Raw genomic sequence first — 13,369 nt, 5'->3', positions numbered from 1 at the left:
CTTAAAAAACTTACTTTGCATCGGGTTATCTAAATTTTAACACGGTAATGAAAATAAAATCTTTTCCAAAAATATCTTTTTATTCAATTATTTTAATCGGAATTATTGCCCTAACTGGATTTATTGCTTATGCTAATATCCTGAATAGTTTTTTTCTCTCGGATGATTTTGTTTTAATTGCACTATTATCTAAATTAGGGCCGTTTGGGTTATGGTTCAATCAACAGCATGGTAAATCATTATTTTTTCGTCCTCTTTTGGGAATAATTAGTTTTTTAGACTATAAAATCTGGGGTTTGAACCCTTTCGGCTATCATTTGACAAATTTTGGCTTTCATTTAGCTAATTCTTTTTTGGTGGGAAGTATAGCATTTTTATTCAGTTTAAATTTAAGATTAGATTTAAAATTAAAACGGTTTATTCCCTATTTCGCGGGATTTATTTTTCTATTATTACCATCCCATTCGGAAGCTGTTTCTTGGATTTCCGCCCGAACAGACGTTATCGCCACTTTTTTCGCCTTACTATCCTTTTCCATCTATTTAATACCAATTAATTATCCTAACCTGACTCCTTCCAGTTCCCCCCCTTACCAACCAGGAACTAAAACTCCTTCCAATTCCCCCCATTACCAAGGGGGGGTTAGGGGGGGTAAAACCCTTATCTCCTTAACTGCTTTTTTAGCCGCCTTATTATGTAAAGAATCTATTGTTAGTTTTCCAGGTTTAATTATAGCCTATGAACTCTATCAATATTCCCAAACAAAGTCCAGAAATATCAAAAAACCTTTAATTAATTGTTTACTATATATAGCAGTTTTGGGATTTTATTTTATTTGGCGATATCTCAAATTAGGAACATTAGTGGGAGGATATGGAGAAAGAATTCATCTTAAATTTAATCCCATACAAATTTTATATAACTTAATTATTTATCCAACACGAAGCGTTTTAACTGGACAATTCAACTCTAGTTTAACCTTCTGGATTTTAACTTTTATAGGTTTAGTTTTAATATCCATATTTGCTCTAATTTTAGGTTACTATAAACATCAACTAAAATCTCAAATTCCTCAAACCTTACTTTTAATTATTGTAGGATTTTGGATTTGTGTTTTACCCGCCATTAATGTTTCCGTCTCTCCTTTTGATAGTCAAGGAGAAAGGTATTTATATTGGGCGTCTAGTTTTACCTCTATTTATATCGCCTTAATTTTTACCATTCTGGTCAGTCATTTTCAACTCTGTTTAATTCTATCCTCAATTTTATTAGTGAGTTTGGGATTATCCCTCAATACCGTTAACCAAAACTGGAAATTCGCCGGAGAACTCTCCCAAGGTTTATTAACCAGTATGCAAAAAACAACGATAGAATCCCCTATTATTACCACTGTTCCTGATAACTTTAGAGGAGCTTATCTATACAGAACCGGATTAATTCAAGGACTCTATCTTTTTGATCTTAATAATCGTTTTAATGTTCAATTTGAACAGAAATCCACGGATAAACCCTTTGAAACCGTGAGATTTTATAGCAATAATATTTTATTAGTAATGATGAATACCCTACGAGAACCCAGCGATAAAATTATTGTTAATTCCCCCCAACCTAACCAATATCAATTTCAATTATCCAATCCCCAAACCCTATTTTTTCCCACCCCAAAAAATACATTAGTCACCAAAGACTATCAAGTTAGTGATGTACAACCCCAAAGCTATACCCTAACCCTCAACAATCCTAACCGTTTTCAGGATTTATTATTGTATTCGTCGGGAGAGTTTGTTAAATTATCCGATTAATCTTGTATTATAGAAACAATTTATCAAACGATAATATTAGGTGTGATGGAACCAATTTATATTTTAGGTGCTGGCCCAGCCGGACTCGCGGCGGCTTATACTTTAACCAAGCAAGGTCAGTCCGTGGTTGTGGTTGAGCGGGATGGTCAGGTCGGAGGATTAGCCAAAAGTATAGAATATCAAGGCTTTATCTTAGATTATGGCCCCCATAGATTTTATACAAAAATTGCTCCGGTTTTGCAACTTTGGGATGAAGTTTTAGGGGATGAACAAGTTACAGTTAATCGTTTAACTCGGATTTATTATGGGGGAAAATATTTTAGTTATCCCTTAAAAGCCAAACAAGTTTTATCCGCATTAGGATTAATTGAAAGTTTAAGAATTGTGCTATCCTATTTATCTGTTAGATTATTTCCTAAACCCCAAACTAATAATTTTGCTGAATGGGTAGAAAATAAATTTGGCAAACGACTATCAGAGATATTTTTTGAAGGTTACACCGAGAAATTATGGGGTATTCCTTGTACAGAAATTAGTCCCGACTGGGCCGCCCAACGCATTAAAGGATTATCCTTATCAAAAGCAATTAAAAACGCTATTTTAGGCAATGATGGGAAAGTTAAAAACCTCATAGACCAGTTTCAATTTCCCCGTTTGGGTTCGGGTCAACTGTATGAAAAAATCGCTGACTATTTACAACAACATCAACAACCAATTTTATTAAATACAGAAGTAATTCAAGTTCATCATCACAATTCTCAAGTCACCCATATTACCCTAAAAAACCGCATCACCAAAAAGGAAAATACCGTGGCTTGTGGAGGATTAATTTCCTCTATTCCTCTGACCCATTTGGTTCAACAATTGCAATCTTCCCCTCCTGAAAAAGTTATTGATGCTGCTAAATCTCTGAAATTTAGAAATACAATTTTAGTCTATTTAATTGTAGAAGGAGGCAATATTTTCCCTGATAATTGGTTATATATTAATGACCCCAGGGTGCAAGTTGGACGAGTGACAAATTTCGCTAACTGGTCGCCAGAAATGTTAGCCAATACCGAACAAACTCCCCTCTGTTGTGAATATTGGTGTAATTTTGGCGATGATTTATGGCAATGTCCAGAGGATGAATTGAGAATATTAGCTGAAAAAGACTTACGCAAAATTGGGTTATTAAAAAATCAAGCGGTTTCCGATGGGTTTATTCTTCGTTTACCCCGTACTTATCCTATCTATGCGGGAAATTATCAAGCGGCGTTATCGGAAATTCAAGGCTATTTACAAACCTTCCAAAACTTGCAATTAGTCGGACGCTATGGTGCATTTAAGTATAATAACCAAGACCATAGTTTATTAATGGGAATTTTTGCGGCGGAGAACGTTTTAACTCCGGGTAAACATAACCTCTGGAATGTCAATAGTGATAGCGAATATGTGGAAGAAGCTAGTGCAGAAACCGCCACAACCGCCGCCACAAATACTCGTCTATCCCGACGTCGCCAAACCTTAAAAACCTTACGAGAATTTGGTGGCTATTTGTTCACAGGTGGCGCGGCTACTATTGTCGATGTTCTGATTTTTTCTATTCTCATCCATTCAGAATTATGGTATGTTTTCGCATTAGGAATTAGTTATTTTATCGGATTAAGTACCAACTTTTGGCTCAGTCGTCGGTTTGTATTTGGGATTTATTGGAAAAACTGGTTTGTTCAATATGGCGTGTTTGCGACCGTTGCTTTAAACAGTTTACTCGCTAATTTAGGGTTATTACAACTGTTAATTAATGAATTAGGATGGCATCCAACCCTATCCCGTTTAGTCAGTGCGGCTTGTGTCGCCACAATTAGTTTTACCGGACATAAATTATATTCCTTCTCATCCTCAAATCAATCAAATAATCAAGTTTCCGAACTGCAATCTTAACTATAGTAGTCGTCCTTTGCAGCTAGGAAATAGACTGATTTAGCAAACCAGATAGTAAATACCTTTCTTCCCTGTTCCCTTCTTAAAAATGTCTGAACAAAAACAACAGGCTAAAGTGAATTTAATCGCTATTTTTACGATTACTTTAGCCACTTGGTTAATTCTAGTTCCCTTCGTTAATTCGATAAAAATTCCCTTGGGAGAAAATACAAAAGGAGTCATTTCTTTAGCTAGTATTAATAATATTAGTCCCTATACCGACTATCTCAAATATATTATTTTACTCCTAACTCCCCCCTTAATTGCAACTCTAGTTTTAAACCTAAATCAAAAACCCCTGGGAATACTTTTAAAGATTCTTAACCATCGTTATACTTGGATAGGAATTAGTTCTATTCTATTACTAACTTGGTTAATTAATACTCCCTTTAACCAATTTAGAATTAATTCAACCTTAATTGATTCTTTCCATGAAGGGGAATTTTTAGGATTTTTACCTAACTTTATACAACTCAAACAACCCTTTATTGATACCGTTTTAATTCATGGATATGGCGTAGATGTTCTTCCCAGTTGGTTAGCCAAAAATCTCGCTACTCAAAATAATGGAATTGCTTTAACTCGGTTATTCGTAAACTTAGAAAATGTAATTACCTGTGTAGGCTATTTTTGGATATTATGGGAATTAATTAATCTGGCAGAAATCAATAAAAATAAATTAAAAATATTCTTAATTTCTTGTATTATTTTTTGTGTTTTTGATGGAATTTTCTATAAATTCGATGGACGCAGGGGAACCAGTTTCATTATTCAATTAGCTTTAACCTTACGTTTTTTTAGAATAGCTAAAACTCAACCCAAACAAGCACAGTGGTTATCGGTTTTAATTGGTGCTTCAATTCCCAGTAGTTTTTTCTATATCTATGACCGGGCTATTTATTTTATTGCCGTTTATCTTTGTGCTTCTATTTTATCATTATTTCTTGATAAAAAAACTACAATTATTTGGCTTAGAGGAACGTTAATTGGTATTATTTCTGTTACTATTATTAGTATAATATTCCTGGGTTTTGAACAAATTAATGCCATTATCTCTCAAGTTCTATATTGGGGAAAATATGGACGCTATATTTCTTTTATTCCCCTTCCCCCCTTAGAATTAAGCTCGACTTCCCAAACCTTTTGGTTATCAATGTTTTTTCAAAGTGGGGTTTTAGTTTATCTAATTTTAGACTTTAAAAATCAAGAATTAAAACTCCGTCCCTTTGTTCAAAAAAATACTTTAATTATTTTACTCTTAATTCCTGCATCCGTTTACATGAGAATTACCCTTGATAGAAGTGATATCGGACACGCCTATCATGGCGCATTAATTACCACATTTTTAGTTATTTACCTAATTTATCTGGTATATAAACATGAAATAGAACCGCAATTATCCCAACTTAATATAACTCCAATTCAACAAAGTTTAACCGTTCTTCTCTTGATTGTAATTATTTTATCAGAACCCGGTTTTAATTTAGTTAGAGGGATGGAAAAAATAACTCAACTCCCTGACGCTTTATCAACTCCTAATCAAGAACTCTTAAAACCAGATTATTTAGAAGCATGGAATACCCTGAAACCCGAAATTGAGCAACAATCTTGCTTTTTTACCTTAACTTCCGAGGGATTATGGTATTATTTATTTGATAAACCATCCTGTTCTAAATATAGTTATGTTCTCTATGCTAAACCTACCGTTGCTCAACAGGAAGTTATTCAAGAACTTAATGAAACTAAACCCGATATCCTATTATTAACTAATGAAATGTGGTATCAAAATCCTTGGGATGAGATTTTAAAATCCGAATCCGCTTCTTTAATTTATCAGAATGTTTTAACCACCTATCGACCCTATAAAACCGTTCAATCCCATTGGTTTTGGAAACGTAATAATCAACCATTAAAATTAACTAAAACTCAATCTTTAAATGGTAATATAGAATCCCTTCCTACCCAACCTATTCATCAACGTGATAATTTATCCATTGGTGGTTGGTCAATTCTTCCTGAATCTTCCCAACCTGCGGATGCAGTTTATTTAAGTTTAGGGAAAAAAAATCAACTGATTACTGTTGGTCAAGTTAATATTCCTAGACCCGATGTAGTCCAAGTTTTATCTAATCCTAAATATGAAAAATCCGGCTGGATAATTCGAGTTCCAACAGCAATTTTACCCCAAGGAAATAATCAAATGAAAGTCTGGAGTTATGACTCTAAAAAAAATCAACTTACTCAAATTGGAAAAGGTTTCAATTTAGAAATTCTCTCCTAACCCCCGTTGTTGCGCTTGAGCGCACTCTTACTCAATAAAATAACTTTTATTAAATTAAACATTTTATTGAGTTTAATATGACATAATTAACAGAGAAAATCTGAAAGATTGTTTCCTATGGCGACGCTAAACCTGAAACCCACCCATAAACCCATTAGAGCTTATTATGACGCTTTACAACAGTTTGCAAAATTGGGAGTTTCCCACGAATTAGCGGTTAAAGACGCCTTTGCAGACCTGTTAAAAGCCTGTTGTCCGCAATTTGAGTTAACCTTGATTCCTGAAAAACAAATTAAATTACCCAACGGTAAAAGTATTCGGGTTGATGGTGCTTTAGTTCGGGATGGAAGTATTAGATATGGCGTTTGGGAAGCGAAAGATGGTCACGATAAATTAGAGCGCGAAGTTAAACAAAAGTTTGCGTTAGGTTATCCTAAAGAAAATATTATTTTTCAATCTCCTGAACGAGTAATTTTATGGCAAGGAGGAAAACAAATCTGTGATCAAGATATCACAAAACCGCAGATTTTAGTTGAGACGTTAAAGTTATTTTTTGAATATCGCACCCCGGAAATTGCCCAATGGGAAATAGCGGCGGCAGAATTTGGCGGACGGGTTAAAGATTTATCGGGTAAATTGATTGATTTAATCGAAACCCAACGCAAAATTAACCCGAAATTTATTCAAGCGTTTAGTGAATTTACGGAAATTTGCCGTCAAGCAATTAACCCGAATCTTTCTGAAGCTGCGGTGGAAGAAATGTTAATCCAACATCTGCTGACAGAACGAATTTTTAGACAAATTTTTAATAATCCTGATTTCACCCGTCGCAATATTATTGCGGTGGAAATTGAAAAGGTAATTCAAGCATTAACTTCTAAATCTTTTAGTCGAGATCATTTTTTAGGGGAAGTTGATTATTTTTACCGCGCTTTGGAAGATGCGGCTCAAACTATTGATGAATTTAGCGATAAACAGCATTTTCTGAATACGGTTTATGAGAAATTCTTTCAAGGGTTTGCGGTTAAAGTTGCGGATACCCACGGAATTGTTTACACACCGCAACCCATTGTTAATTTTATGGTAAAAAGTGTTGAGGATATCTTACAAAAAGAGTTTGGGAAGTCCTTAAATGACAAAGGAGTGCATATTCTTGACCCATTTGTGGGGACGGGTAATTTTATTTTACGGGTGATGCAGGAAATTAGAAAAACTGCCCTTCCCTATAAATATGAGCAGGAATTACACTGCAATGAGGTGATGTTATTGCCTTATTATATTGCTTCGATGAATATTGAGCATCAATATTTTGAAGCAACGGGAGGTTATAAAGCTTTTGAAGGTATTTGTTTAGTGGATACTTTTTCTGACCAACAGGTTCAACAGTTATCTTTATTTACGCCTGAAAATACCGCCAGGGTTCACCGTCAAAGAAGTTCACCGATTTTTGTAATTATTGGAAATCCTCCTTATAATGCTTGGCAGGTTAATGAAAATGATAATAATAAAAATAGAAAATATACCAATAAAGATAAAACCGGAATTGATGATCGAGTTGCAGCAACTTATTCCAAAGTTTCAAAGGCAACTTTAAAAAATTCGCTTTCTGATCCTTATGTTAAAGCAATTCGTTGGGCTTCAGATCGTCTTGTACATGATGGCATTGTTGCTTTGGTAACCAATAATAGTTTCATTGATGGTATTGCTTTTGATGGAATGCGTCAATATTTAGAGTTAGAATTTGATAAAATTTATGTGCTGGATTTAGGAGGAAATATTAGAAAAAATCCAAAACTATCAGGTACAACTCATAATGTATTTGGGATTCAGGTTGGGGTGAGTATTAATATTTTTGTGAAATGCTCTAAGCATAAATCACTCAAAATATATTATGCTAGAATGGACGAATTTTGGAGAAAACAAGAAAAATTAGATCAACTAGAAAATCTTGAAAATATTGGCAATGTAGACTGGATCGAAATTAGACCAGATAGGAAACATATTTGGCTTACAAATGGCTTAGAAGATGAATTCAATGATTTTATTTCAATCGGGAATAAAGATGCTAAGTATGAAAAAGGAGATGTTATAAATTGTATCTTCAAACTATTTAGTAATGCTGTGCATTCAAGCCGTGATACTTGGGTTTATAACTATAGCCTTCAAAAGTTGGAAACAAATATTCAACGAACAATTGACACTTATAATGAACAGGTAATGGGATGGAAGCAAAAAGCTAATCAATCTCTTACAATCGATGATTTTGTAAATTATGATGATACAAAAATTAGTTGGAGTAGCACTCTTAAAATATATCTTAAAAGGGGTAAATTACACCAATCTGATTTTTCCAAAATTAGATCATCTTTATATCGTCCTTTTTGTAATCAGTTTTTATACTTCGATGAAATTTTAAATGATCGTAGAGGTCACTTTCTTTACATATTTCCTACACCCGATACTCAAAAAGAAAATTTAGTTATTACTATTCCAGGAGTTGGAAATAGAAAAGAATTTGGTTGTTTTATCAGTAAATTTATTATTGCTTTAGACTTTGCTTTTGAAAAAGCTCAATGTTTCCCTTTCTACACCTACGACCAAGACGGAACAAACCGAAAAGAAAATATCACCGACTGGTCACTTGAACAATTTAGAAATTATTACCAAGATCAGACTATTACAAAATGGGATATCTTCTATTATACTTATGGATTATTGCATCATCCCAGCTATCGAGAACGCTACGCCGCCAACCTAAAACGGGAACTTCCTCGCATTCCCTACGCCCCAGATTTTCGCGGTTTTGCTGATGCGGGACAACAATTAGCAGACCTGCATCTTAACTATGAAGAAAAACCCGAATATCCGCTTAAATTTATTGAAAATGATCAAGTTCCTTTAGATTGGCGAGTGGAAAAAATGAAACTTAGTAAAGACAAAACCCAAATTATTTATAATGAATTTCTCACCTTGAGTGGTATTCCTCCTGAAGTCTTTCAATATCGTTTAGGAAATCGTTCGGCGTTAGATTGGATAATTGATCAATATCAAATTAAAACCGATAAACGCAGTGGAATTGTCAATGATCCTAACCGTTTAGATGATGAACAATATATTGTTAGGTTAATTGGTCAAGTGATCACTGTTAGTTTAGAAACCGTTAAAATTGTTGATAGTTTGCCCGATTTGGGATTAGTTTGATGGAGAAAGCCCTAAAGGGCTTACTACTTTTATTATTTTTAATTGATTCCACCGCTTATTACGAGGAACAAAAACCTGGGCTTGGGTAGAGTTTTTAGGAGAAGTCAAAGAGACAGTAAACTTCCTCATGCTATATCCTGAAGCTGGTTCAAACGTTAGAAGTTTTGTTCGTCGGGTGATTTTGCCCAAGTTTTCTTACTCTCTATTTTATCGTATCCTAGAAGAAAAATTGCAATTGATATTGGCTTGACAGTTGAGGAAATGTTGGAGTCGCGGTGAGTTAAAATATAAATAACTTCTAGGAGACTATAAGTATGACAACCTTATCTAACGAACAAACAGCTATTATTCGTACAGAAAGAGGATTAACAATCGCAGGTACACGCATCACTATCTACGATATTATGGACTATGTAACGGCTCAATATCCACCTAAATTTATCAGGGGATTATTTGATTTGACGGAGGCACAAATTAACGCGGCTTTAGCTTATATTGAAGCAAATCGTCCTGATGTTGAAGCTGAGTATCAAATTGTTCTTAAAGAAGCTGAAGAACTGCGACTATATTATGAAGAAAAAAATCGTGATCTGATTGCTAGAATTGCGGTGCAACCTCCCCAACCTGGAACCGAAGCTGCATGGGAAAAACTGCGAGCAGCTAAGGCAAAACGTGAGGCTAGAGCATGATTTTTTTGATAGATCATAATCTCAATGGACACGCCATGATTTTCTTTGGCTCTATTGCTAATCAAGGTTGGCTTGATATCATTCCCATGCGTTTTGTTACCTTTGCACAAATGGAATTGCCTATTGATAGCGATGATAGAGTTGTTTGGCGACTGGCTCAAGAAAATCAGATGATTTTGCTCACAGCTAATCGCAGTATGAAAGGCAAGGATTCTTTAGAACAAGTAATGCGCGAAGAAAATACCCCTAATTCATTACCTGTGATTACGATTGGAAACGCTGATAGATTACTGAATGATTCGGAATATCGAGAACGTTGTGTTGAGCGTCTAATTGAGATTATGCTTAATATTAATAGTTATATGGGTGTAAGTCGGCTTTTTATCCCATAAAGTGAAGTTGAGGTTTTTGAAAAAGTGCGATCGCTTCTTTTCTATCAATAAATGCGATCGCTCTAGGATTAGTATTTTAAGGTAGAATCTTGAAACGAGAAAAGCAGTTAATGGAGTAATCAGCAGTTGTTGATTCCCAAGTATGATAGAATTGATCTATGATAAAATCCTTAAATACTATGACTATTGAAAATCTGGAAGCTCAAGTTATGGCATTGCCAAGGGATGCTCAAGTAATATTGCTCTCGCGACTTCTAAAACACTTGGGACAAAGTAGGGAAAACGATGCAGAAGTTGTATCTAGCTGGAGTGAGGAAGCCCAAAGACGCGATCGCGAAATGGATAGTGGTGAAGTTACTGGCATTCCGGCCGAACAAGTCTTTGATAAAACACGGGGTAAAGAACTTTATGAGAATGTTATCCGCGCTCAAGTAGAAACACCGGAGAATATTGGCAAGATTGTTTCAATTAATGTGGAGACGGGTGAATATGAAATTGGTGAAGACTTGGTAGTAACGAGTCGCAAATTACAGGCTAAACAGGCTAATGCAATAATTTGGGCGGAACGGATTGGTTTTAATGCGGTTTATGCCGTTGGTGGTACATTGGTCAGGACGGCAGAATGATACAAGGAAATGTAGTTGGGCGACAAGCTCGAATTAGTTTAATTTTGCGTCTGCCAGAAAATTTAGATATAGAAATTGAGTGTGTTGTTGATACAGGTTTTGAAGGTTTCTTGACTTTGCCATCTTCTGCGATCGCCAAACTTGGGTTGCCTTACCTTGGCGAAATTAATGCAAATTTAGCCGATAATTCCGATGTGGCAACTAACGTTTATTTGGCAACTATTCTGTGGAATGGTGCAGAAAAGGATGTTGCAGTGCTAGGAATGGGTCATCGTCCGCTCATCGGGACTGCGCTACTTGAAGATTATCATCTCAGTATAGACTTCTGTGATGGTGGTACGGTTCTTGTGGATGATATTTTGCGATCGTGAGTGAGGATGAATTTGATTATAATTTTGGGTGCGATCGCTTCTTTTATATCAATAAAAGCGATCGCTCTAGGATTAGTATTTCAAGGTAGAATCTTCAATACATCCAAGCTGTCATGAAGCAAGCTAAGTATGGAATTTGAGTGGAATCCAGATAAAGCAACAGGAAACTTAGATAAACATGGTGTTTCCTTTCAGGAAGCTGTTACTGTATTTAATGATCCCCTTTCTGTAACTTTTCCCGATCCTAACCATTCCATCGGAGAAAGCCGCTATATTATCATAGGTATATCTAGGTTTGGGCAACTTTTAATTGTTGCACACACTGATCGATTAGAAAGGGTACGAATCATCAGCGCCCGAAAAGCGCTCGCGACAGGAGCAGAGGTTTTATGAACAAGGATAAACCGAACGAAATGGAAGATGAATTGCTGTCTGAGTATGATTTTCAGCAATTGGAAGGAGGTGTTAAAGGTAAGTATGTTGAGCGGTATCGTGCTGGGACAAACTTAGTGCTTTTAGACCCCGATATTGCCCAAGCTTTTCCCAATGACCAAGCTGTCAATGAGGCATTAAGAATGTTAATTGAAATTGCACAGCGCCAGCAATCAAATACCAAAATTACGCGAACAGAATAACAATTATTAATAGAAATAATCGCGCTTATGGGAATACAAATTTCAATTTCTGATTCTGTTCTACAAGCAATTCGTTTACCAGAACAGCGTGTTGAACAGGAATTACGACAAGAATTAGCGATCGCTCTCTATACCCAGGATCTATTATCCTTTGGTAAAGCACGAGAACTGGCTGTTATGGATAAATATGAATTTGGGCAACTATTGGGAGAGCGTGGAGTTTTACGACACTACACACCAGAAGAATTAGATGATGATTTGACTTATGCTCGTAGTTAGTAATACTTCACCAATGTAGAAAAGTTGCTAAATCTTTAGGGTTGAAAGTAACAGGTATTTTAGGAGTTTTACTCCGCGCTAAACAAGCAGGTGAACTTGAATCACTAACACCTGTAATTGATCAGCTAATTAACAAAGCTGGGTTTCGGATTTCCCCTGAGTTGTTAACACAAATTCTTAACCAGCCATAATAATTTAGAGCGATCGCTTCTTTTCTATTACTAAAAGCGATCGCTCTAGGATTATGATAGAATTGAGCTATCATAAAATCCTTAAATACTATGACTATTGAAAATCTGGAAGCTCAAGTTATGGCATTGCCAAGGGATTCTCAGGCAATATTGCTATCCCGACTCCTAAAACACTTGGGACAAAGTAGGGAAATTGATCCAGAAGTTACGGCTATCTGGAGTGAGGAAGCCCAAAGGCGCGATCGCGAAATGGATAGCGGCGAAGTTATTGGCATTCCGGCTGAACAAGTGTTTGATCGACGGGGTAAAGAACTTTATGAAAATGTTATCCGCGCTCAAGTAGAGACACCGGAGAATATTGGCAAGATTATTTCAATTAATGTGGAGACGGGTGAATATGAAATTGGTGAAGACTTGGTAGTAACGAGTGGCAAATTACAGGCTAAACAGGCTAATGCAATAATTTGGGCGGAACGGATTGGTTTTAATGCGGTTTATGCCGTTGGTGGTACATTGGTCAGGACGGCAGAATGATACAAGGAAATGTAGTTGGGCGACAAGCTAGAATTAGTTTAACTTTGCGTCTGCCAGAAAATTTAGATATAGAAATTGAGTGTGTTGTTGATACAGGTTTTGAAGGCTTCTTGACCTTGCCATCTTCTGCGATCGCCAAACTTGGGTTGCCTTACATTGGTGAAATTAATGCAAATTTAGCCGATAATTCTAATGTGGCAACTAACGTTTATTTGGCAACTATTTTGTGGGATGGTGTAGAAAAAGATGTTGCAGTGCTAGGAATGGGTCATCGTCCGCTCATCGGGACTGCACTACTTGAAGATTATCATCTCAGTATAGACTTCTGTGATGGTGGTACGGTTCTTGTGGATGATATTTTGCGATCGTGAGTGAGGAGGAATTTGATTATAATTTTGGGTGCGAT

General features: G+C 35.8%; 15 protein-coding genes. 14 read left to right on the top strand and 1 reads right to left on the bottom strand.

What is annotated here, in order from left to right; translation table 11 throughout:
* Positions 1-47: 47 nt before the first annotated feature.
* The 12 genes from NMG88_RS06520 (at position 48) to NMG88_RS22800 (ending at position 12,429) form a co-directional block, all read left to right on the top strand.
* Positions 48-1,802, top strand: a complete 1,755-nt coding sequence (locus tag NMG88_RS06520; protein WP_254035234.1) for a hypothetical protein — start codon at positions 48-50, stop codon at positions 1,800-1,802.
* Between the two features lie 45 nt (positions 1,803-1,847).
* Complete coding sequence (locus NMG88_RS06515; RefSeq protein WP_254035233.1) at positions 1,848-3,725, top strand: GtrA family protein; 1,878 nt, start codon at positions 1,848-1,850, stop codon at positions 3,723-3,725.
* Positions 3,726-3,813: 88 nt separating this feature from the next.
* Positions 3,814-6,045, top strand: a complete 2,232-nt coding sequence (locus tag NMG88_RS06510) for a hypothetical protein (protein ID WP_254035232.1) — start codon at positions 3,814-3,816, stop codon at positions 6,043-6,045.
* Between the two features lie 117 nt (positions 6,046-6,162).
* On the top strand, positions 6,163-9,246 hold the full coding sequence (locus NMG88_RS06505; protein ID WP_254035231.1) for a type ISP restriction/modification enzyme: 3,084 nt from the start codon (positions 6,163-6,165) through the stop codon (positions 9,244-9,246).
* A 314-nt stretch (positions 9,247-9,560) separates the two neighbouring features.
* Positions 9,561-9,935, top strand: coding sequence for a DUF433 domain-containing protein (locus NMG88_RS06500; protein ID WP_227350292.1), 375 nt, complete (start codon positions 9,561-9,563; stop codon positions 9,933-9,935).
* Entirely contained in the window at positions 9,932-10,327 is a 396-nt protein-coding gene (locus NMG88_RS06495) for a hypothetical protein (protein WP_042152828.1), read from the top strand. Before NMG88_RS06500 ends, NMG88_RS06495 begins: the two co-directional genes overlap by 4 nt.
* A gap of 179 nt (positions 10,328-10,506) precedes the next feature.
* Positions 10,507-10,953, top strand: a complete 447-nt coding sequence (locus NMG88_RS06490) for an addiction module protein (RefSeq protein WP_042152825.1) — start codon at positions 10,507-10,509, stop codon at positions 10,951-10,953.
* A complete protein-coding gene (locus NMG88_RS06485) occupies positions 10,950-11,324 on the top strand; it encodes a clan AA aspartic protease (protein WP_042152820.1) in 375 nt (124 codons plus the stop codon). The genes NMG88_RS06490 and NMG88_RS06485 overlap by 4 nt, the downstream gene beginning before the upstream one ends.
* 129 nt (positions 11,325-11,453) lie before the next feature.
* Positions 11,454-11,717, top strand: a complete 264-nt coding sequence (locus NMG88_RS06480; RefSeq protein ID WP_254035230.1) for a BrnT family toxin — start codon at positions 11,454-11,456, stop codon at positions 11,715-11,717.
* The gene (locus tag NMG88_RS06475; RefSeq protein WP_254035229.1) at positions 11,714-11,959 is read left to right on the top strand and encodes a hypothetical protein; all 246 of its coding nucleotides are present in this window, start codon (positions 11,714-11,716) and stop codon (positions 11,957-11,959) included. The genes NMG88_RS06480 and NMG88_RS06475 overlap by 4 nt, the downstream gene beginning before the upstream one ends.
* A 27-nt stretch (positions 11,960-11,986) precedes the next feature.
* Positions 11,987-12,238: a UPF0175 family protein gene (locus NMG88_RS06470; protein WP_254035228.1), complete on the top strand. Its 252-nt coding sequence runs from the start codon at positions 11,987-11,989 to the stop codon at positions 12,236-12,238.
* A 41-nt stretch (positions 12,239-12,279) separates the two neighbouring features.
* Complete coding sequence (locus tag NMG88_RS22800) at positions 12,280-12,429, top strand: DUF3368 domain-containing protein (RefSeq protein ID WP_488168648.1); 150 nt, start codon at positions 12,280-12,282, stop codon at positions 12,427-12,429.
* Here NMG88_RS22800 and NMG88_RS06465 read toward each other — a convergent pair.
* Positions 12,360-12,503, bottom strand: a complete 144-nt coding sequence (locus NMG88_RS06465; RefSeq protein ID WP_254035227.1) for a hypothetical protein — start codon at positions 12,501-12,503, stop codon at positions 12,360-12,362. The genes NMG88_RS22800 and NMG88_RS06465 overlap by 70 nt on opposite strands.
* 16 nt (positions 12,504-12,519) lie before the next feature.
* On the opposite strand from NMG88_RS06465, the gene NMG88_RS06460 reads away from it, so the two are divergent.
* Positions 12,520-12,963 carry an addiction module protein gene (locus NMG88_RS06460; protein WP_036842285.1) on the top strand — a complete coding sequence of 148 codons (444 nt, stop codon included), beginning with the start codon at positions 12,520-12,522 and terminating at the stop codon, positions 12,961-12,963.
* Positions 12,960-13,334 (top strand): clan AA aspartic protease, encoded by a 375-nt coding sequence (locus NMG88_RS06455; RefSeq protein WP_214560657.1) that lies wholly within the window; start codon positions 12,960-12,962, stop codon positions 13,332-13,334. The genes NMG88_RS06460 and NMG88_RS06455 overlap by 4 nt, the downstream gene beginning before the upstream one ends.
* Positions 13,335-13,369 lie beyond the last annotated feature (35 nt).

The organism is Planktothrix agardhii (genome assembly GCF_904830935.1).
Lineage (GTDB): Bacteria > Cyanobacteriota > Cyanobacteriia > Cyanobacteriales > Microcoleaceae > Planktothrix > Planktothrix agardhii.
This window is presented reverse-complemented; position numbering and strand designations above follow the sequence as displayed.

Bases quoted from the DNA above. Each gene is read 5' to 3' on its own strand.
- NMG88_RS06480 (WP_254035230.1), top strand. From the start codon at position 11,454: ATGGAATTTGAGTGGAATCCAGATAAAGCAACAGGAAACTTAGATAAA.
- NMG88_RS06495 (WP_042152828.1), top strand. From the start codon at position 9,932: ATGATTTTTTTGATAGATCATAATCTCAATGGACACGCCATGATTTTC.
- NMG88_RS06505 (WP_254035231.1), top strand. From the start codon at position 6,163: ATGGCGACGCTAAACCTGAAACCCACCCATAAACCCATTAGAGCTTAT.
- NMG88_RS06485 (WP_042152820.1), top strand. From the start codon at position 10,950: ATGATACAAGGAAATGTAGTTGGGCGACAAGCTCGAATTAGTTTAATT.
- NMG88_RS06475 (WP_254035229.1), top strand. From the start codon at position 11,714: ATGAACAAGGATAAACCGAACGAAATGGAAGATGAATTGCTGTCTGAG.
- NMG88_RS06470 (WP_254035228.1), top strand. From the start codon at position 11,987: ATGGGAATACAAATTTCAATTTCTGATTCTGTTCTACAAGCAATTCGT.
- NMG88_RS06455 (WP_214560657.1), top strand. From the start codon at position 12,960: ATGATACAAGGAAATGTAGTTGGGCGACAAGCTAGAATTAGTTTAACT.
- NMG88_RS06520 (WP_254035234.1), top strand. From the start codon at position 48: ATGAAAATAAAATCTTTTCCAAAAATATCTTTTTATTCAATTATTTTA.
- NMG88_RS06465 (WP_254035227.1), bottom strand. From the start codon at position 12,503: ATGATAGCTCAATTCTATCATAATCCTAGAGCGATCGCTTTTAGTAAT.
- NMG88_RS06510 (WP_254035232.1), top strand. From the start codon at position 3,814: ATGTCTGAACAAAAACAACAGGCTAAAGTGAATTTAATCGCTATTTTT.
- NMG88_RS06490 (WP_042152825.1), top strand. From the start codon at position 10,507: ATGACTATTGAAAATCTGGAAGCTCAAGTTATGGCATTGCCAAGGGAT.
- NMG88_RS06460 (WP_036842285.1), top strand. From the start codon at position 12,520: ATGACTATTGAAAATCTGGAAGCTCAAGTTATGGCATTGCCAAGGGAT.
- NMG88_RS06515 (WP_254035233.1), top strand. From the start codon at position 1,848: ATGGAACCAATTTATATTTTAGGTGCTGGCCCAGCCGGACTCGCGGCG.
- NMG88_RS06500 (WP_227350292.1), top strand. From the start codon at position 9,561: ATGACAACCTTATCTAACGAACAAACAGCTATTATTCGTACAGAAAGA.